Annotated in this window: 14 protein-coding genes; 3 read left to right on the forward strand and 11 right to left on the reverse strand. The window is 71.1% G+C overall.

Going from position 1 to position 19449, the window contains the following annotated elements; genetic code table 11:
• Positions 1-7: 7 nt before the first annotated feature.
• The 4 genes from WMF19_RS51240 to WMF19_RS51255 all read right to left on the reverse strand — a co-directional run bounded on the left by WMF19_RS51240 (position 8) and on the right by WMF19_RS51255 (position 8202).
• Entirely contained in the window at positions 8-5125 is a 5118-nt protein-coding gene (locus WMF19_RS51240; RefSeq protein ID WP_437897028.1) for an AAA family ATPase, read from the reverse strand.
• Between the two features lie 206 nt (positions 5126-5331).
• Positions 5332-6777 (reverse strand): HTTM domain-containing protein, encoded by a 1446-nt coding sequence (locus WMF19_RS51245; protein WP_437897029.1) that lies wholly within the window; start codon positions 6775-6777, stop codon positions 5332-5334.
• On the reverse strand, positions 6674-7687 hold the full coding sequence (locus tag WMF19_RS51250) for a hypothetical protein (RefSeq protein WP_437897030.1): 1014 nt from the start codon (positions 7685-7687) through the stop codon (positions 6674-6676). Before WMF19_RS51250 ends, WMF19_RS51245 begins: the two co-directional genes overlap by 104 nt.
• On the reverse strand, positions 7687-8202 hold the full coding sequence (locus WMF19_RS51255; protein ID WP_437897031.1) for a hypothetical protein: 516 nt from the start codon (positions 8200-8202) through the stop codon (positions 7687-7689). The genes WMF19_RS51250 and WMF19_RS51255 overlap by 1 nt, the downstream gene beginning before the upstream one ends.
• On the opposite strand from WMF19_RS51255, the gene WMF19_RS51260 reads away from it, so the two are divergent.
• Entirely contained in the window at positions 8143-9183 is a 1041-nt protein-coding gene (locus WMF19_RS51260) for an oxidoreductase (RefSeq protein WP_437897032.1), read from the forward strand. The genes WMF19_RS51255 and WMF19_RS51260 overlap by 60 nt on opposite strands.
• A 356-nt stretch (positions 9184-9539) precedes the next feature.
• Here WMF19_RS51260 and sucD read toward each other — a convergent pair whose 3' ends face one another.
• From sucD to murA, 5 genes are all read right to left on the reverse strand, one after another.
• The gene (sucD, locus tag WMF19_RS51265; RefSeq protein WP_437897033.1) at positions 9540-10421 is read right to left on the reverse strand and encodes a succinate--CoA ligase subunit alpha; all 882 of its coding nucleotides are present in this window, start codon (positions 10419-10421) and stop codon (positions 9540-9542) included.
• Between the two features lie 95 nt (positions 10422-10516).
• Positions 10517-11713 carry an ADP-forming succinate--CoA ligase subunit beta gene (gene sucC / locus WMF19_RS51270; protein WP_437897034.1) on the reverse strand — a complete coding sequence of 399 codons (1197 nt, stop codon included), beginning with the start codon at positions 11711-11713 and terminating at the stop codon, positions 10517-10519.
• A gap of 340 nt (positions 11714-12053) precedes the next feature.
• Positions 12054-13004: a hypothetical protein gene (locus tag WMF19_RS51275; protein WP_437897035.1), complete on the reverse strand. Its 951-nt coding sequence runs from the start codon at positions 13002-13004 to the stop codon at positions 12054-12056.
• A 120-nt stretch (positions 13005-13124) separates the two neighbouring features.
• Positions 13125-13760, reverse strand: a complete 636-nt coding sequence (gene hisG / locus WMF19_RS51280) for an ATP phosphoribosyltransferase (RefSeq protein WP_437326704.1) — start codon at positions 13758-13760, stop codon at positions 13125-13127.
• Positions 13757-15025: a UDP-N-acetylglucosamine 1-carboxyvinyltransferase gene (gene murA, locus WMF19_RS51285; RefSeq protein ID WP_437326705.1), complete on the reverse strand. Its 1269-nt coding sequence runs from the start codon at positions 15023-15025 to the stop codon at positions 13757-13759. Before murA ends, hisG begins: the two co-directional genes overlap by 4 nt.
• Positions 15026-15228: 203 nt before the next feature.
• On the opposite strand from murA, the gene WMF19_RS51290 reads away from it, so the two are divergent.
• Together WMF19_RS51290 and WMF19_RS51295 are read left to right on the forward strand one after the other, a co-directional pair.
• Positions 15229-16413, forward strand: a complete 1185-nt coding sequence (locus WMF19_RS51290; protein WP_437897036.1) for a hypothetical protein — start codon at positions 15229-15231, stop codon at positions 16411-16413.
• Positions 16414-16450: 37 nt separating this feature from the next.
• Complete coding sequence (locus tag WMF19_RS51295; protein WP_437326707.1) at positions 16451-16939, forward strand: DUF2452 domain-containing protein; 489 nt, start codon at positions 16451-16453, stop codon at positions 16937-16939.
• Between the two features lie 13 nt (positions 16940-16952).
• On the opposite strand, the gene WMF19_RS51300 is transcribed toward WMF19_RS51295, so the two are convergent.
• Together WMF19_RS51300 and WMF19_RS51305 are read right to left on the reverse strand one after the other, a co-directional pair.
• A complete protein-coding gene (locus WMF19_RS51300; protein WP_272097944.1) occupies positions 16953-17939 on the reverse strand; it encodes an NAD(P)H-quinone oxidoreductase in 987 nt (328 codons plus the stop codon).
• Between the two features lie 32 nt (positions 17940-17971).
• Positions 17972-19135: a serine/threonine-protein kinase gene (locus WMF19_RS51305; protein WP_272096871.1), complete on the reverse strand. Its 1164-nt coding sequence runs from the start codon at positions 19133-19135 to the stop codon at positions 17972-17974.
• Positions 19136-19449: the final 314 nt, after the last annotated feature.

The following is a 19449-nucleotide window of genomic DNA, read 5'->3' on the forward strand; positions in this document are numbered from 1 at the left end:
CGCGCGCTCAGCGGGATCGCGCGGCAGGGGACGGCGTGATCGCGTGGGCGACGGCGCTCTGGAGCGTCGAGCGGGTGACGATGCCGCGGAGGTCGATCCCGCCCTGCGTGAGCGCGCGGGCGACCTCCGGCTGCATCCCGGTCAAGATCGCCTGCGCGCCGAGCAGCCGCAGCGCCGAGGCGGTGCGGATCAGCGAGTCGGCGACCCCGGCGTCGACGTGCTTCAGGCCGGTGATGTCGATGATCACGATCGACGGGTTGTGGCGCTCCACGCCGGCGAGGGTCGCCTCAAGCACCTGCGCGGCGCGCGCCGCGTCCATCGTCCCGATGAGCGGCATGACCAGGACGCGATCGGTGATCGGGATGATGGGCGTCGCCATCTCCGAGAGGCGCAGCCGCTGCACCCCGATGATCTCCTCCTGGAGCGCTGCGCGGGCCTGCTCGGCGCGCTCGCGCTCGCGGAGCTCCTCGAGCAAGAGCTCATTGGCCCGGTTCAGCTCATCTGCCTTCTGCGACAGGCGCTCGTTGACCGAGAACAGCTCCTCGGTGCGCCGCTGCACCTCGCTCTCGAGCCGATCGTTCATGGCGCGCTGCCTCTCGGAGGCCTCCTGCAGCCGGCCGTAGAGCAGCGCGTTCTCGAGCGCCGCCGCGACCTGCGCGCCCAGGAGGCGGAGCAGCTCCGTCTGCTCCGGGGTGAAGGCCCCGCTCGCGAGCGTGTTCTCGACGTACAGCACGCCCGTGAGCCGGTTCTGGTGGACGAGCGGGAGGCCCATGACCGACTTGGGCCGGTGCGCGGCGAGGTAGGGATCCGCCGCGAAGCGAGGGCTCGCCGCGGCGTCGTCCAGGATGAGCAGCTCTCGCGTCCGCGCCACGTAGTGGACCACGCTGACCGGCAGGGCCGAGGACTCCTCCAGCGGACGCCGGAGCTCCACCTCGATCGACGCAGGATCGATGGTGACGGACGCCTCGATGAACAGCCGCTCCTCGCGCGCGAGCACCAGGAAGCCGCGCTGGCCGCCGGCGCTCGCGAGGACGGCGCGCATCACGCGGTCGAGCGCCTTCCCGAGCACGAGCTCGCTGGAGATCGCCTGCGTCGTCTGCAGCACCGCCGCGACGTCGGCGAGCTTGTGGAGGAGCGGGTGGCTCACCGACATGCTGCTCGATCTCGCGGCGGCCTTCTCGTGCTCCGCCGCGGGCCCTCGAGCGATGGGGAGCGGGTCGAGCCCGTGCTGCCGGATCAGCTCCGTGGCCTTTCGCTCTGCGCCCCACTGTCGGTAGGCGTGCATCGCCGCGTCCAGGTAGAGCGCGGCGATGCGCCGCCGGCCCTTGCGAGCGTAGTAAAGGCCGGCCAGCTCCGACGCGAGCGCCTCGTACTGCACGAACTCGCTCTGGCGGGCCGCGTCGATGGCGTCGTCGTAGAGCCCCATCGCCTCGACGTCGCGGCCGGAGGCGCGCGCCGCCTCGGCCAGGACGAGGGCGTGCTTCACGCGGAAGTTGTCGGGGCAATGGCGGGCCCAGAGCTCGAGCTTCTCGAGCGACGCGGAGAGCGCCCCGGCGTGCCGCTCGCGCTCGCGCTCGTCGTGCTCGCCGAGCGCGACCAGCGTGAGCGCGAGATAGAAGTGGTATGTCGCCTCGATCGGCATCGCCATGACGGCCCCGAGCACCGGGCGCGCCGCCTCCGCCGCGGCGAGCGCCTCCGCGGGGCGGCCGTGGGAATAGAGGAGGATGAGCCGGATGATGTGGTAAAAGGCGATACCGCACCCGAAGCTCGCCCGGGTGAGCGCGGCCAGGCACTCCTCCTCGGCAAAGCCCTCCTCGCTCAGCGAGGCGTCGGCCGCCGTGTGCCCCTTCAGGCTGCGCAGGAACTGCTGCTCCAGCCGGATCGTCTCGAGGACGGCGTGATTGCCTGTCTTGCGCGCGAACGACGCGAAGCGCTCGGCGACGCGGTGGACCTCCGCCAGCGGATCGCCCTTCTCGTAGACCTGCCAGACGGTCTCGAAGGCCAGGTAGCTCGCGTACACGAGGTCGCCGGCCTCGATGCACGCGAGGAACGCCCGCTCCAGGATGGGGAGATCGTTCCGGATGTGCTGGACCCAGAAGTTGATGTGATCGCCGTGGAGGTGCAGCAGCGTCCCCCGCAGCGAGACGTCCCCGAGCTTCTCGTTCAGCCGGATCGACATCTCCGAGAAGCGGAATCCCGACGGGATATCGCCGAACGCCGCGACGAGCATGAACCCGTAAACGCTGTAGGCGAAGCACGACGCCTCGGTGTTGCCGTGCCGCAGCGACAGGTTCAGCATCTTCAGCGCGATGAGCGGGAAGACGCCCGGCCGCCCGATGTACGCGCAGGGGGCGCAGTCGGCGAGCAGGTTGATGACGGCGCGCATCTGCTCGTCGGCGAGCAGCGGCGCGTGCAGGATGTCCTCGATGCTCCTGCCCGCCATGCTCTCCGGGATCTGCGCGACCTCGGCGGAGACGGCGGCGCCGATCTCCTCGCTCGCCCCGGGGATCTCGACGCCGAACAGGCGCAGCGCCTCCTGCCCGACGGTGACGCCCTCGTCGTAGCGGCCGGCGACCTGATAGAGCTTCATCCGCAGGCTCTGGACCCGCGCCCGATCGAGGTTCGACGCCGCCACCTCGAGCAGCCTCTGGAACAGCGCCTCGGCCTCGGTGAAGCGGCCGCACAGGTACTCGCACTCGGCCGCCTCCAGCGTGAGCGCCCAGCGCAGCGCGTGATCGCCCGAGGCGCCGTCGTCCCCGAGCGCGCTCCGCCCGGCGCTGAAGTACTCCGCCGCCGCCCCGTACGCGGTCGAGCCCTTGGCCTTCCTCCCGGCGCGCAGGTTCAGGCGCGCGAGCAGATCGCGCTCGCCGGGATCGGCGATGAGGGCGGCGCCATAGTTAAGATGGTTTACCGTGTCGAAGAGCTGCTCTTCCTGCGGCTCGCCGCGCTGGCTGGCCAGCATCAGGCGGCCGACGCGCAGGTGGGCGGCGCACCTGTGCTCGTCCGCGATGAGGGCATAGGCCGCCTGCTGGACGCGATCGTGCAAGAACTGGTAGGAGACGGCGAGCGACGCGCCGGTCGCCGGCTCGCCGTGGGACGGGTCTTCCGGGTGCACGAGCCGGTAGTCGGCGTCGATGGGGAGCAGGACCCCTTCCTGCATGGCCTCCCAGAGATCCTGCGCCGCCTGCGAGGCCGGCTGCTCGGAGATCGTCGCGAGCGTGCGCAGGTCGAACCGGTGCCCGATGCACGCGGCGAGCGTCAGGGCGCGCTGGGTGGGCGGCGCGAGCCTCTGCAGCTTGGCGATCATGAAGTCGGCGACGTTGTCCGTCACGGCCCGCGACTCGATGGCTGCGAGATCCCATGTCCATCTGCCGGTCTCCGGGTCGCACCGGAGGAGCCCGTCGTCGCCCAGCATTCGGAGGAACTGCCCGAGGAAGAACGGGTTGCCCAGCGTCTTGTCGTGGAGGAGCTCGGAGAGCTGGGCGACGTCCTGCGCCGCGCGGCCGAGGGCGTCCGAGGCGAGCGCCGTCACGTCGTCGTGCGAGAGCGGCGCGAGGGGGATGTCGGTCACGGCCGCGCCCGCGGCGCGGATGGCGTCGAGGGTGATGACGAGCGGGTGCGCCGGGCTCACCTCGTTGTCGCGGTACGCCCCGACGACCAGGAGATGGCGTGTATCGGCGTCGGTGAGCAGGAGCCGCAGCAGCCTGAGCGACGCCGGGTCCGCCCACTGGAGGTCGTCGAGGAACAGGACGAGCGGGCGCGACGGAGCGGCGAACACGCCAAGGAAGCTCCGGAACACCATGTCGAAGCGGTTCTGCGACTCGGAGGGGCCGAGCGCCGCGACGGGGGGCGCCTCGCCGACGATGAGCGCGAGCTCGGGGATGAGGTCGACGAGGAGCCCGGCGTTCGGGCCGAGCGCCGCGCCGAGCTCCGCTCTCCAGTGGGCCAGCGCGTCTGTCCGCTCGGAGAGGAGCTGCTGCACGAGGCCCCTGAACGCCTGGACGACCGAGGCGCAGGGCACGCCGCGGTTCAGCTGATCGAACTTGCCGTGGGCGAAGTGGCCTCCGACCCTGGCGATGGCCTTGTAGGTCTCGTGGACCAGCGCGCTCTTGCCGACGCCCGAGTAGCCGGAGACGAGCACGAGCTCCGAGGCGCCCGCGCGGGCCCGCTCGAAGGCGCCCAGGAGCCGGTCCCGCTCCTCGTCCCGGCCGTAGATCTTCTGCGGGATGCGCAGCTCGTGGCTGCGATCGCGCTGACCGATGGGGAAGGGGTGGACCCGCCCCGTCTGCTCGAGGGAGCGCAGGCACTCCGCGAGGTCTGCCTTGACGCCGTGCGCGCTCTGGTAACGGTCCTCCGGCGCCTTGGCGAGGAGCTTCATGACGATCTCGGAGACCGGCTGGGGGACGTCCTCGCGGCGCTCGTGCGGCGGGGCGGGCTGCCGCGCGATGTGGCTGTAGAGGACGTCCACCGGATCGCCGTCCGGGAACGGCAGGGCTCCGGTCAGCATTTCATACAGCGTGACACCGAACGAGTAGAGGTCGGCGCGGTAATCGATGCCCCTGTTCATGCGCCCTGTCTGCTCGGGCGACATGTACGCGAGCGTGCCTTGCAGGGTGGACGCCGAGGTCGACTGTTGAAACTCCTGCTTGAGCCGCGATGAGGCGCCGAAGTCGATGAGCGTGGCGCGGCGCAGGTCCGAGCTGACGATGATGTTGCTGGGGTTGATGTCCTTGTGCGTGACGTGACAGCGGTGCACCGCGCCGATGGCGTCGGCGATGGCCGCCGAGAGCGCCAGCGCCGCGCGGAGATCCAGCCGGCGATCGTCGAGGATCGACCTCAGGGTCGTGCCCTCGACCGCCTCCGTGACGAGGGCGAGGCCGCCGCGCGTCCTCTCGAGCGAGCACACCCTCACCACGGACTCGAGGTCCAGATCGCGCAGGAGGCCGAACTCGTGCCGCAGCAGCGCGAGATCGCGGACGCTCGGGTGCTCCCCCTTCAGCGTCTTGATGACGACCGGCCGCTGATCCGCGGCGCGGCGGCCGCGATAAACGTGGGTCTTGCCGCCCTCATGGATCAGCTGCTCGACGACGTGTCCTGGCAGAACGAACGGTGCTGTGGTGGTCATGACGTGCTTGCGCTCCACCTCGTGATGGCCTCGTCCGCGCGCATCGTGCGGGCGATTACGTCCGGGGAAGACCAGTATAAGGCGGTCTTCTGTGGATTCACCCAGGGAGTGCAAAGAAGGGGGCTCGGCGTGTGCTGTGTCACGCTGCAACGTGGACGAGGGCCTACGGTGTGTGCGCAAGCAAGGAACAGCCTGACGACGCGGAGCTAGGGTGGTTGCACGAGCGCGAGGAGGCCGCGCGGCTGCGACGCGAGGTCGAGCGTCGGATCGACGAGGTCGCGGGGCGGGCCTCCGTTCAGCGACGCGACGACCCTGGCCGTGATGATGGGCCGCACCCCGGAGTCCTCTTGCAGGCGATCGGCCACGTGGTGCGCGAAGTCGACGAGCATGTCGGGCCGCGTGCACATCTCCCCGACCTGGCGGCTCGTGAGCCACGCCTCGACGTCGAGCGGCTCGCGCACGCCGGTCCTCGGATCCAGCACGTGGATACCGAGCTCACTCACGCTCTTGTCGCGCAGCTTCATGCGCCACGAGAAGCGGTGTCCGGCCTCGTTCCAGGCGACGTCGCCCGGATAGACCCAGTGGCGGAGCGGCACCACGAGGTGGAGCAGGAGATACCCGTGGAGCAGCGCGAGCGGCAGCGCGGGCCGGCGCGGCGCGGCGGGCGAGGGGACGGGGGCGTTTCCGCCCTCGAACAGGAAGGGCAGGCGCCGCCTCGGCCACGAGGGATCGCCGAACAGCGCGAGCGCGGCGATCATCGCGTAGGGGAAGATACCGATCTTGAACAGGAGGGCGTTGGAGAGGTTGAACGCCACCGCCAGCGCCGCGCCGAAGGGGAAGGTGCGCCGGGAGAAGAGCAGGAAGCCCATCGAGAGGTCGATGAAGAGCCCCGCATACGAGAGCGCGAGCCCTGTTGTCGGTGAGGCCAGGAGCGGCCCGACGAGGGGCGCGTCGCCGTGCTCGGCGAGCCACATGGTGAGCGGCTGCCCCCGGAGCCAGTCGCCGTTCAGCTTCGCGACGCCCCCGTAGAAGTAGACGATGGCGATCTGGGCCTTCAGGGCGAAGAGATAGAAGCGCGGCACGGTCTCGGGCAGCGCGCTGGGCGGCGCGCCGCCCGGCGAGGCGCGGCGCGCGCGGCGGCGATCCAGCGAGAGCGCGCGGTGCGCCGGGGCGGCGGCGAGCAGCAGGCCGAGGAGGCAGAGGAGATAGAGGTGGTTGAGGTATTGTGCCTTGTCGAGGAGGAAGACGTACGTGAGCGCGGCGCAGAGCAGCGCGGCGCTCACCCGGTAGAAGAGCCCGGCGGCGCAGAGCAGCGCGAGGACGAAGAGGGCGCCGAAGTGCCAGTACATCCCTGTCCCGCCCCACGGACGGACGAAGGGGACGAAGCTGAAGAAGAAGCCTGGCTCGATGTAATAGCGGTGGATCCGATCGTGGAGGGCGTATCGGACGACCTCCCACGCGATCAGGGCGCCATAGCTCGCGCGGAAGACGGCGAGCGAGGCGGCGTCGACCTCGGCGGTGAGGTAGGCCGCCCAGCGCCGCGCGAGGTCACTTCCAGTGCCCGTGCGCGTGCCCGTGCTTGTGGTGCTTGTGCTTTCCGTGCACGTGGATGTGGACCGGTCGGCCGTCGTCATCGTCGTCGTCGTCGTCATCGTGGACCACCACCACGCCTGGAGTCGTCTTGATCTTCACATCCACGTTCCACGTCGTCGCCACCACGACGTTGAGGGCAGGCGCGCTCGGGCCGACGATGACATGCACGCCGGGGCGATAGCCGACGAGCACCACGTCGGCGTGCGTCGGGTGCGCCACGACGACGGTGAGCTTCACCGGGTTGACCTTTGCCGCGACCTTGCCGACGCAGTACAGGCCGCCCGGGCCGGGGGTGAGCACGACGAGCTCGGAGCCCTGTCCCACGAAGCCGAGCTTGATCTTGCGGTCGCCGACCGGGACCGGCTTCAGGTCCCCGTCGAGGACGTAGACCCTGACCTGGCCGGAGGCCTTGTCCGCGACCACCTCGATCGTGTCGTCGCCGACCACCTGGATCACGCCGCCGTTCGGGCCCGTCTTGCCCGGGGGGATGGGCCTCTTTTCGGCCTTTCTCGCGCCCTCGACGATGACCTTCGTGCCCCCTGAGGGCAGGTGGAGCGTGCCGTTCCACGGCTTCCCGGCGACGACGATGTTGTACTTCACCTCGGTGAGATCGGCCTCGAGCTTGGGCCCGGTCGCGACGAGGAGCCCAGTCTTCGCGTCGAGCGCGAGCGGGGCCTGCGCGTCGCCGTTCGGCCCTTTCCACGTGAGCGTGCCGCTCACGTCCTTGTCGATGGGTTTGCCGTCAGGCGCCTTCACGATCGCCTTCACGGTGCCATCGGGCGCGAAATCCCACCCGACCGAGCCGCCGTCGTGCTCCTCGGTCAGCGGATCTTCGATGGCCACGGGGACAGCCTCGACCGACTCCTCGGTCACGCTGGCCTCGGCGGTGGTCTTGCACCCTGCCGCGAAGGGGCTGCCGGCGATCAAGGTGGTCAGGGCCACCACGGAAAGGATGCTCTTGGCTTGCATCAAAGTCTCCAAGCGCGGGAGTTTATCGCAACCGCCGCGCCGCGTCTGTGCGAACTGACTCGTTCCACGGCGATGGGTAGCACGGGCGACGACATCGGATGCACGATGACCACTTCTCCCGTGCTCGTCGCTCGCGCGGGCCTCCGTCGTGAGCTCGTACGCTTCGAAGATGCCTTGTGCGGAGCGCTTCGTGGGATGACGAGCGATGTGGATGCTCTGGGCATATCACCGAGCGCGACAGCGAACGTGCCGAGCGCGACAGCGAACGTGCCGAGCGCGATAGCGAACGTGCCGGATGCCTGTGGCGGCCCGCCAGGCGCGATCGTGGCGTTGCGGATGCCTGTGGTGGCTCGCCAGCCGCCGTCACGCGCCTCTGGAGGCTCCTCGGCGTTTTCGCGGCCGGGCTTCCCTCCAGCGCTTCTTCGGGCTAGCGTCCCGGACGAGCCCGTCCTGCCATGTCCCAACGCATCTTTGTCGGCCTCGTCGGCTATGGTCTTGCTGGCGCCGTTTTTCACGCCCCGCTGATACGGTCCATCCCTCGGCTGCGCCTCGCCGCCATCGCGACCCGCCGGGAGGGCCAGGTCATGGCCGACCACTCGGGCGTCGCCGTGCATCCGACGCCCGAGGTGTTGATCGCCGAGCCGGGGATCGACCTCGTGGTCATCGCTTCGCCCAACGAGACCCACTTCCCGCTCGCGCGCGCCGCGCTCGAGGCGGGCAAGCACGTGGTCGTCGACAAGCCGTTCACGATCACGAGCGCCGAGGCGGGCGATCTCATTGCGCTGGCCGCGCGCCGTGGCCGGCTCCTCTCGGTCTTCCAGAACCGCCGCTGGGACGCGGACTTCCGCACCGTGCGCAGCTGCATCGAGCAGGGCCTGCTCGGCGAGGTGGCCTCGTACGAGGCGCACTTCGACCGGTTCCGCCCTGCCATCAAGCAGGGCTGGCGAGAGCAGGAGGCGCCTGGCTCGGGGATCCTGTACGACCTCGGCGCGCACCTGATCGACCAGGCGCTCGTGCTCTTCGGCCTGCCGCGCGCGGTCACGGCCGACCTCCAGGCGCAGCGGTCCGGGGCGCGCACGGTGGACTATTTCCACCTGACGCTCGACTACGGCAGGCGCCGGGTGATCGTGCGCTCCTCGACGCTGGTGCCCGAGCCGGGGCCGCGCTTCGCGGTCCACGGCGACGGCGGGAGCTTCCTCAAGTACGGCATCGACGGCCAGGAGGACGCCCTCAAGGCAGGCACGCGCCCGGGTGTACCGGAGTGGGGGCGGGAGGACCCGCGCTGGTTCGGCACGCTCGTCACGGCAACCGGCGAGCGCCGCACGATCGAGAGCCTGCCCGGCGCCTACGACGCCTATTACGAGGCCATCGCGGCGGCGATTCTCGACGGCGCCCCGCCGCCGGTGCGCGCCGAGGAGGCGCGCGACGTGATCCGCGTCATCGAGGCTGCGATGAAGAGCGCGGCCGAGCGGCGGACGATATCGCTCGACGCGTGATCGCCCCGGCGTAGGAAAACCGCTGCTTGCGTCGAGAAGCGGTTGAGGAGTGCATCGCTCACGCGACCTCCGTTACCCTGTACCTAATCTGCTTGTCGGGGGATGAGTCGATACCCGACGTGCGTCAACAACGACAGCGATAGTTCCTGGGGATTAGCCGATATCCGAGGTGGGCCCAAAAAGGATATCGGTAGGCCCGGGGCGAGGGGGCTCGTCGGGTGGGGTGGGGGATGGGCCGATGTCTGAGCCCGAGGCATATCTCCTCCAGCGAAGCTGGAGGAGATATGCCTCGGGCGAGTTCGGCGGGGCCCCCACCCCACCCGACGAGCCCCCTCGCCCCGGGCCGGGCAATCAGATCAGCGCGCCGCCGCCAGCGCCGCCTGCATCGCGACGCCCATCTCCGCCGGCGTAGCGGCCACCTTGGCCCCCGCCGCCTCGAGCGCCGCGATCTTCTCGGCCGCCGTGCCCTCGCCGCCCGCGATGATCGCGCCAGCGTGCCCCATGCGCTTGCCCGGAGGCGCCGCGCGGCCGGCGATGAACGCCGCCACCGGCTTCTTCATGTTCTTCTTGATCCACGCCGCCGCGCGCTGCTCGGCCGTCCCACCGATCTCGCCGATCAGCACCACGCCGTGGGTGTCGGGATCCTGGTTGAAGAGCTCGAGCACGTCGATGAAGTCCATGCCGCCGACCGGATCACCGCCGATGCCCACGCAGCTCGACTGGCCGATGCCGAGGGCGGTCAGCTGGCCGACCGCCTCGTAGGTCAGCGTGCCCGAGCGGGAGAGGACGCCGATGTGGCCCTTCTTGTGGATATGGCCCGGCATGATCCCGATCTTGCACTCTCCCGGGGTGATCACGCCGGGACAGTTCGGCCCGATGAGCCGCGCCGGCTTCCCCTCGAGGAAGCGACGGACGCGGATCATGTCGAGCACCGGCACGCCGTCCGTGATGCAGATGACGAGCTTGCAGCCCGCATCGACGGCCTCGGTGATCGCGTCCGCCGCGCCGACCGGCGGCACGAAGATGCACGAGACCTCGGCGCCCTCGTTGCGCACGGCCTGCTCGACCGTGTCGAAGATCGGTACCTTGTCTTCGAATCGCTGGCCGCCGCGGCCCGGCGTCACGCCGGCGACGACCTTCGTCCCGTACTCGATGCAGGCGCGGGCGTGCTGCGACCCGTAGGCGCCCGTGATGCCCTGGAAGACGACCCGCGTGTCCTTGTTGACGAGGATGCTCATCGCTTGATTACTCTACCTTCAACGTGGACAGGAGCTCGGCCACCGCCGCTGGCTCGCTGCTCAACTGGGTTCGAGGCCCGATGCCCGCGGGCGCCCTAGGCGCCGGCCTTGCCGCCGCGCGTGGCGGCGACGATCTTCTGCGCGCCGTCGGCCATGGAGCTCGCCGACTGGATGGTCAGCCCGCTCTCGTCGAGCAGCTTGCGGCCGGCCTCGACGTTCGTCCCCTCGAGGCGCACCACGAGAGGCACCTTGAGCCCGAGCTCCTTCGCCGCGGCGATGACACCGGCCGCGACGACGTCGCAGCGCATGATGCCGCCGAAGATGTTCACGAAGATGCCGCGGACCCGCTCGCTCCGGAGGATGATCTGGAACGCGGTCTTCACCTGCTCCTGCGAGGCGCCGCCGCCCACGTCCAGGAAGTTCGCCGGCTTTCCGCCGTAATGGAGGATGATATCCATCGTCGCCATCGCGAGCCCGGCGCCGTTCACGAGGCAGCCGATGTCGCCGTCGAGCGACACGTAGGACAGCCCGGCCCGCTTCGCCTGGAGCTCGACCGGGTCCTCCTCGTCGACGTCGCGCATCGCGTTCCACTCGGGGTGCCGGAACTCGGCGTTGTCGTCGAAGCTCACCTTCGCGTCGAGCGCGAAGACGTCGCCGGCGCCGGTCACGACGAGCGGGTTGATCTCGAGCAGAGAGCAGTCTTCCGCGGTGAAGCAGGCGTAGAGCGAGGCCACGAGCTTCAGGAACTGGCGCTGCGTCTCCTTCGCGGTGAGCCCGAGCGCGATCGCGAGCTGCCGCCCCTGGTACGGGGCGAGGCCGAGCACCGGATCGATGAAGAGCTTGTAGATCTTCTCCGGCGTGCTGTGGGCCACCTCCTCGATGTCCATGCCGCCCTCGGTCGAGGCGATCACCGCGATGCGGCGGCGCTCGCGATCGACGAGCATCGCGAAGTAGAGCTCGCGCGCGATGTCGAGGCCCTGCTCGATGTAGAGCCGCCGGACCTTCTGCCCCTCGGGGCCCGTCTGCTTGGTGACGAGCTGCATGCCGAGGATCTTCTCGGCGAGGGCCGTCGCCTCCGCGCTGCCGCCCTTCGCGACCTTGACGCCGCCGCCCTTGCCGCGGCCGCCCGCGTGGATCTGCGCCTTCACGACGACGACCGGGTTGCCTGTCTGGGCGATCAGCCGATCGGCGATCGGCGCCACCTCGCTCGCCTGGAAAGCGGGCTCCCCTTTCGGTACCGGCACTCCGTAGCGAGCGAAGAGCTGCTTGCCTTGATACTCGTGGATTTTCATGAGAGGGGCCGCCACCCTATCACAAGGCCGCGCCAGCGCGAGACTCGAAAAACAGGGGCGACGGACGTCGGTGGAGTGAACGCGCCCGCGCGCGGGCGCGTGTGAAGTCATGCGTTACGTTTCGTTACGTTCCGTTACGTTCCGGCACGTTACGTTTCGAGTGTTTCGCGCCGACTCACCCATCCATGGAAAAGTGCGGCGGCGCGGCGCTCGACGTCGTCTGCCTTGGTGGTGCCTGACGTCGCCGGCCTCCGTCGCTCTCAGGCCGCGGCGCTCTCAGACGGCGGCGCTGCGCCCTGGCGTGGGCGGATCAGGGCGCCACAGCGCCGCTTCGCTCGCTTCACTTGGCGGCGTAGGGCGGCGGCTCAGGCCGGCGGAGCGCCACGAGGGCGAACAGGCCGGACAGGACGTCGTCCTCGACCTGGGAGACCTTGCCTTCGAGGCTGATTTTGAGCTCATCGAACGGCGTGTAGGTGAGCCCGGCGCTCGCGGAGACGCTCGGCTGAGGCGCGAACAGAAAGGCAGAGAGGGCGCTCCCGGGCTCGTGGAGAGCCTGGATTCGAAAGCTCGGATGGATTGCCATCTTCGGGAGGACATTGGCGATGATCTCGCCTCCCACCCAGGGCTTCAGCTCGATCGCTCCCGCCTCGTCCGCCGCGCCGACCAGCCCGACGCTGCCGTCGAGCGACACGGTCAGCGCCTCGGCCGGGTAGAGCTCCAGGGCGACGACCGCCGAGTAGAAATCGATCGACGGATACAGCGCGATACCCGACCAGGTCGACCAGAGCGGCTGCATCGTGGTGAGACCGGCGCCGAACGTCGGCGCGTCGACGTCGAGATCGAAGCCGCCGAAGAGGTTGATCTCGTATCCCTCGCCGAGGACGAGCCCGGGCTCGACGCCGAGCATCCGGCCCGGGACGGTGCTGATCATGGTCGAGGTCGTCGGGAAGGTGTTGATCCAGCCGTCCCAGTCCTCGAGGCCAATCGGGTGCGTGATGATGCCCAGCCGGAGGTGGTGATCCTCGCGGCCAATCTGGAGCATCGCCCACTCGGGCGGGCCGATCTTGATCCCCGGCGTCGGCAAGGACCACGTGGGGTAGACGAACGCCGGCAGCCCGAACGCCGGCAGGCCGAGCGGCGCCGTGGTCGCCTGCACGTCGAGATCGAGCCGGAAGTACAGCGAGCCGCTCGCGAGCCGCAGCCCGACCTCGGCCTGCGCGAGCGCGTCGAAGCGGAGGGCCGCGGGCGCATCGCGGTGCACGCCCGCGACGACGCTCGTCCCCCCTCCCACCCAGGTGTCGATGTCGGCCGGCAGCGCGGCGAGGTGCGGTAGCAGCTGGGCCTCCTCTCTCTGGGTCTCCGGACGGCGGCTGGCCTCGATCAGCGAGCGGCGACGGGCGCCCCGCGCCGATCACCGCCCCGCGCCGGCCGTCGCGGCCCGCAGGCGCTCGACCAGCGGGCGGATGGCGTCGCTCCGCAGCTTGTAGGACGCGCGGTTCGCGACGAGCAGGGTGCTCACCTCCGTGACCGTCTCGAGCACCTCGAGGCGGTTCTCGCGCAGCGTCGAGCCCGTCTCGACGATATCGACGATGAGGTGAGAGAGCCCGACGAGCGGCGCGAGCTCCACCGAGCCGTGGACGGGGATGATCTCCGCCACCACGCCCTTGCTCGCGAAGTGATCCCCGGCGATCCGCGGGTACTTCGTGGCGACGCGCGGCAGATCGGGCATCGGCGTGTCCTCGGGGCCGGCCACGACGAGGCGGCAGCGGCCGATGCCGAGATCGAGCGGCGTGTAGAGATCGTGGCGGCGCTCGAGGAGCGTGTCACGGCCGGAGACCCCGAGATCGGCGGCGCCGTACTCGACGTAGGTCGGGACGTCGTCCGGCTTCAGGAACACGTACCGGATCGCGCCGTCCGCCGTCGGCCGGACCAGGCGGCGATCGCTCGCCTCGAGGGGCGCGCTGTCGAGGCCCGCGCGCCGCACGAGCGGGATGAGGTCCTTCAGGATCCGCCCCTTGGGGACGGCGATGGTGAGCGGCCTCGTCATCCGGCCCGCCCCTCGACGCGCACCGTGTCGGCGCCGAGCTGCGCCAGCTTGCGCTCCATGAACTCGTAGCCGCGATCCAGGTGGTAGACGCGCAGCACCTCGGTCTCGCCCTCGGTCGCCACGAGCCCGGCGATGACGAGCGACGCGCTCGCGCGCAGATCGGTGGCCATCACGGTCGCGCCCGACAGCGGCGCGCCGCCGTGCACGTGCGCCGTGTGGCCGTCCACGTCGATGTGCGCCCCCATCCGCGAGAGCTCGGGGACGTGCATGAAGCGGTTCTCGAAGATGGTCTCGACGATGCGCGACGTGCCCTGCGCGAGGCACATCAGGACCATGAACTGCGCCTGCATGTCGGTCGGGAAGCCCGGGTGCGGCGCCGTCGTGACGTCGACGGCGCGCAGCGGCCGCCCCTCGCGGCGGACGCGCACGCAATCGCCCTCGCGGCCCACCTCGACGCCCGCCTGGCGGAGCTTCGCCGCGACCGCCTCGAGGTCCTCGAGCGGCGCGTTCTCGATCAGCACGTCGCCGCCGGCCGCGGCCGCCGCGACCATGTACGTGCCGGCCTCGATCCGATCGGAGATGATCGCGTGGTCGAACGGCTCCAGCTCGTCCGCGCCCTCGATGTGGATGACGTCCGTGCCGGCGCCGCTCACGCGCGCCCCCATCTTGTTGAGCACCCGGCCGAGCTCCTCGACCTCGGGCTCGCGCGCGCAGTTCACCAGCGTGGTCCGCCCCTTCGCGAGCGCCGCGGCCATCATCAGGTTCTCGGTGCCGGTCACCGTCGGCAGATCGAACACGACCTCGGCGCCGCGGAGCCGCTTGCACTCCGCGACGATGTAGCCGCGGGACAGCCGGATCGTCGCGCCGAGCGCCTCGAGGCCCTTGAGGTGCTGATCCACCGGGCGCGTCCCGATCTGGCAGCCGCCGGGGAGCGACACCTTGGCGCGGCCGAAGCGCGCGAGCAGCGGGCCGAGGACCATGACGCTCGCGCGCATCTGCTTGACGAGCTCGTAGGGGGCCTCGGGCCGCACGTTGTCGCCGGCGCCGACCCTCACGAGCGGCGGCGCGGTCTCGACGTTGCGCCCGAGGAACCGGAGCAGCGCCGAGGTCGTGTCGATGTCGCGCAGCGCGGGCACGTTGCGGAGCAGGCTCTCCCCATCGGAGAGCAGCGTCGCGCAGAGGATCGGCAGCGCGGCGTTCTTCGCGCCGCTGATGCGGATCTTGCCGGAGAGCGGCTTACCGCCCCGGATCCGGATGGAGTCCATGCCCCCGCTATCGCACAACCCGCGGCGGAACGCGATGTTTCGGGGGTCGCCCGCGCGCCGCGCCCCGTGTTTCGCCCGGTGCTCCGCGTCGACCGCCGCGCCGCCGCGAGCGCGGAGCGCGGCCGGCGCGGCGCGCGGGGCGGGCGGACGACGGGCCCACTTTCCCGTGCGCTTCCCGTGCGCTGGTCTAGTCTCCACCGGCCATGCGACCGAGCGCCATCGCCCTGTCCTCGCTGCTCGCCGCGTCTGTGGCCCCGCTCGCAGCCGCGCAGCCGTCGGCCGATCTCCGCGGCTTCCGCGCCTCGATCGACCCCGGGGCCGGCGTCTACCTCGAGCCCGCCGCGACCCCGGACACGGGCGAGTGGAGCGCGAGCCTCTGGGCCTCGTACGCCTACCGTCCCCTCGTGCTCCGCGATCCCGCCTCGGGGAAGGTCCGCTTCGACGTCATCCGCCACCAGGCGAGCGCCGATTTCGCGGCCGGCGTGGGCGTCGCGCGGCGCCTGCTCGTGGGGCTCACGCTGCCCGTGGTCCTCCACCAGAGCGGCGACGAGCCCACGTCCGACGCCACGCGGGTGCTCGGCGACACGTGGCTCCCGGCGCAGGCGCTCGGCGATCTCGGCCTCGTCGGCAAGTTCACCCTCGTGCAGCCCATCGGCGGCGATCTCGGCGGTTTCGCGCTCGCGCTGCACGAGCGCTTCACGCTTCCCACGGGGGACGAGGCGTCGTTCGTGGGCGAGGGGGGCGTCACGAACGAGCTCAGGCTCCTCGCCGAGTACCGCCTGATCGCGTTCGGCGCGCACCTCGCGGCGGGGGTCAAGCTCCGCGCCGGCGAGGCCCGCTTCGGGTGCGAGGCGACCCCGGTCTCCGCCGCGGGCGGCGATCCGTGCCCCACGGTGTTCGGCCACGAGCTCCCCTTCGGCCTCGGCCTGTCGTTCCGGCCCCAGATCCTGGGCATCGACCCGGAAGGGCGCGCCACGTTCTTCCTGGAGGCGCACGGGCACCTCCCGCTCTCGCCGATCGCGCCGTTCGCGAGCCAGGAGGCGGCCGCGCTGGAGCTCGGCCTCGCCGCGCGCTACGCGCTGGGCGACGTCTCGTTCCTGGCCGGCGTCGAGACGGCGCTGGCCGGCGGCGTCGGCACCGCGCCGCTGCGCGCCGTCCTCTCCGTGGCCTGGACCCCGCGCGTGCACGACGCCGACAAGGACGGCGTGCCGGACGACGTCGATCAGTGCCGCGAGCTCCCGGAGGACCGCGACGGCTTCCAGGACGACGACGGGTGCCCCGAAGGGGACAACGACGAAGACGGCGTCGTCGACGAGGAGGACCGCTGCCCGACGCAGAAGGAAGACGAGGACGGCGTCGCGGATGAGGACGGGTGCCCGGACCCGTGACGCCGGGCCGTGGACGATCCATGACGACGTGGACCGCATGAGCGACGACGGCTACACGAAGCACGGCGGCGGCCGCCACGAGGGACCCTCGCGCACCTCGCCGTATCCCCTGAGCCGGCTCTCCGCGCCGCACGAGCTCGTCGACGTGGCGCGGGAGATCCAGCAGGCGGACGCGCTGCTCGGCGCGGTCACCGGCGGCAAGCTCGCGCAGATCGCGCGGCAGATCCGGTCGCTCCAGGAGGAGGCGCGGCGGGTCCTCGAGGCGGCGCAGCGCGACGGCGAGCTCCACAGGGCGGCGTGCAACTTCAAGAAGCGGCCCGGCCACGTCTACCACCTCTACCGGCGCGGCGACGGCGTCCCTTACCTCTCGATGCTCTCGCCCGAGGAGTGGGGCGGCTCGCCGCCGCACGCGTTCGAGGGCTCGTACCGCCTCGAGGTCGACATGTCGTGGACGCCGTCCGAGGAGGCCGAGGCGCACGACGCGGAGGCCGGCGCGCTCGCTCGCCTCACCGGCCGCGGCGCGTGATCGCGGCGCTCGCTCACCCGCCGAGCTGGAGCAGCACCTTCCCGAACGACGCGTTGCTGGCGACGTAAATATGCGCCGCGGCGGCATCGCCGATCGGGAAGACCCGGTCCACGACCGGCCGCACGGCGCGGCTCGCGAGCCACGGGGAGATGTTCCGCTCGAGCACCTGCGCCGCCGCGATCTTCTCCTCGAGCGGGCGCGAGCGGAGCACGGTGCCGATGAGCTCGACGCGCTTCCGGAGGAGCTCGCGCAGGTCGAGCTCCGTGGACGCGCCGGCCGTCAGCCCGACGAGCGCGATGCGGGCCTTGGACGCGCACGCCTTGAGGTCCTCGCCGACGTACGCGCCTCCGACGAGCTCGAGGACCACGTCGACCCCCGCGCCTCCGGTCGCCTTCAGCACCTCGTCCGCGAACCTCGCGCCCGACGCCGCGATCCCGGCGTGCAGCCCGAGCTCGCGGCAGCGATCCAGCTTGTCCTGCGTGCGCGACGTCCCGACGACGAAGCACCCGAGCGCGCGGGCGATCTGGAGGCCGGCCGTGCCCACGCCGCTGCCGACCGCGTGCACGAGCGCGCGCTCGCCGGGCGCGAGCCGGGCGCGCGTCACGAGCGCGTCGTAGGCGGTCACGAACGCCTCGGGGACCGCGGCCGCCTCCTCGTCCGTGAGCCCTTCCGGCACCGGCGCGACCTCGCGCTCGTGCGCGACGACCCGCTCGGCGTAGGCGCCGCCCGCGAGGAGGCCGAAGACGCGATCGCCCGGCGCGAAGCGGCGCGCGCCCTTCCCCGTGGCCTCGACCACGCCGGAGTACTCGAGCCCCGGCACGTCCTGCGGCGCGCCTGGCGGCGCCGGGTAAAGGCCCAGCCGCTGGAGCAGATCGGCGCGGTTCACCCCGGCGAAGCGGACGGCGACACGCACATGCCCGTCGGGCACGTCGGGCGCATCGACCTCCCGCACCTCGAGGACCTCCGGCCCGCCCGGCTCGCGGATGACGACGGCGCGCATCTTCAATGTGCCGCATGTGCCGCTCACGCCGTTCATTCTTCCATCGGCGGCGGGAGCACGCTCTTCCGGTAGAAGTATTCCACCTTCTCCGAGTCCGGATCGACCGGCTCCGCCTCCGGCTCGGCCGGCGCGTTGCCGCCGATCGCCGCCTCGATCTGCACCTGCTCGAGCGCGTCCATCATCGAGGCCGCGCTCGGGAAGCGCTCCTCGCGATCGAGCGCGAGCGCGCGCATCGTCGCGACGTCGAGCGAGTGGGGCACCTCGGGCCGCAGCATGCGCGGGCGGATCGGCTTCACCCGCTGGATCTCCGCGAGCAGGGCGGCGGCCGTCGGCGCCTTGAACGGCAGCTGCCCGGTGAGCATCACGTAGAGCAGCATGCCCACCGAGTAGAGGTCCGCGCGCGCGTCGAGATCGCGGACGCCCTGCGCCTGCTCCGGCGCCATGAACGCGGGCGTACCGGCGATCGCGTGGCTCCCGGCGGCGGCCATCGAGACGAGGATCGACGGCGCCGCCGCCCCCGTGTTGAACGCCTCGGCGACGCCGAAATCGAGCACCTTCACGGTGAGCGGGCCGCGGCCGCCGCCGACGAGACAGATGTTGTCCGGCTTGAGATCGCGGTGGAGGATGCCCTCGGTGTGCGTGACGACGAGCGCGCTGAGCACCTGGACGGCCACGTCCAGCACGACGGGAATGGGCATGGGGCGCTCGCGCGCGAGCCGCTCGGTGATGGTCTCGCCCTCGAGCCGCTCCATCACGAGGTAGGGCGTGCCGTCGTCGAGCACGCCCAGATCGTAGACCTCGACGATGTTCGGGTGGCCGAAGCGGCCGGCGACGGCGGCCTCGTTGTGGAAGCGCGCGATGGCCGTCTTGCTCTGAGCGTACTGGCCGCGGAGCGTCTTGATCGCGACCCGGCGCCGCAGGCCGATGTGGATCGCGTCGTAGACCATCCCCATCCCGCCCTTCGCGATGACGCCGAGGATGCGGTAGCGGTCGTGCAGCAGGCGGCCGACGAGCGGCGCTTCCTTCGTCGGCCGCGGCTGATCGGGATCGATATCGGGCGGCAGCGGCCCGTCCACCGGCCACCCCGACTCGCCCCTGCTCGTCGGCGGTACCCGCGTCGAGGAGGGCGGGGCGACGCTCGGCGTGAGCGCCGTGCCGTGCACCGGGCACCTCTCGGTGTCCGACGGGTGCGGCAACCCGCACGCCTGGCATCGGATGAAGTGCTGCGGCGGCATCGGGGACCCGGTCAGAGTACGGGTACATCCGCCCATGCAGCAAGCTCGTTCAGGGACCGAGCGTCCCGGCCGGGGGGGCACGCCCACAGCGTGTGGTTGGGTAGCCAACCCATGTCATCTTCAGCAGCTGGGTTGGATCGGCTCGCGGCTTACGGTAGGCTGAGCTCAAACGTGCCGCAGCCGGTCCGAAACCCAACCCGACGAGCGCGAGAGGTGTCGCGGCGAGGCGGGTACCAGAATTTGCATCAGAACGTAAGCAAGAACGTAAGCGAGAA

Source organism: Sorangium sp. So ce124, assembly GCF_051525235.1.
GTDB classification, from domain to species: Bacteria; Myxococcota_A; Polyangia; order Polyangiales; family Polyangiaceae; genus Sorangium; species Sorangium atrum.

Coding starts and splice junctions, on each gene's coding strand:
- WMF19_RS51240 (WP_437897028.1), bottom strand. CDS start 5,125: ATGACCACCACAGCACCGTTCGTTCTGCCAGGACACGTCGTCGAGCAG.
- WMF19_RS51245 (WP_437897029.1), bottom strand. CDS start 6,777: ATGACGACGACGACGACGATGACGACGGCCGACCGGTCCACATCCACG.
- WMF19_RS51250 (WP_437897030.1), bottom strand. CDS start 7,687: ATGCAAGCCAAGAGCATCCTTTCCGTGGTGGCCCTGACCACCTTGATC.
- WMF19_RS51260 (WP_437897032.1), top strand. CDS start 8,143: ATGTCCCAACGCATCTTTGTCGGCCTCGTCGGCTATGGTCTTGCTGGC.
- sucD (WP_437897033.1), bottom strand. CDS start 10,421: ATGAGCATCCTCGTCAACAAGGACACGCGGGTCGTCTTCCAGGGCATC.
- sucC (WP_437897034.1), bottom strand. CDS start 11,713: ATGAAAATCCACGAGTATCAAGGCAAGCAGCTCTTCGCTCGCTACGGA.
- hisG (WP_437326704.1), bottom strand. CDS start 13,760: ATGACGAGGCCGCTCACCATCGCCGTCCCCAAGGGGCGGATCCTGAAG.
- murA (WP_437326705.1), bottom strand. CDS start 15,025: ATGGACTCCATCCGGATCCGGGGCGGTAAGCCGCTCTCCGGCAAGATC.
- WMF19_RS51290 (WP_437897036.1), top strand. CDS start 15,229: ATGCGACCGAGCGCCATCGCCCTGTCCTCGCTGCTCGCCGCGTCTGTG.
- WMF19_RS51295 (WP_437326707.1), top strand. CDS start 16,451: ATGAGCGACGACGGCTACACGAAGCACGGCGGCGGCCGCCACGAGGGA.
- WMF19_RS51300 (WP_272097944.1), bottom strand. CDS start 17,939: ATGCGCGCCGTCGTCATCCGCGAGCCGGGCGGGCCGGAGGTCCTCGAG.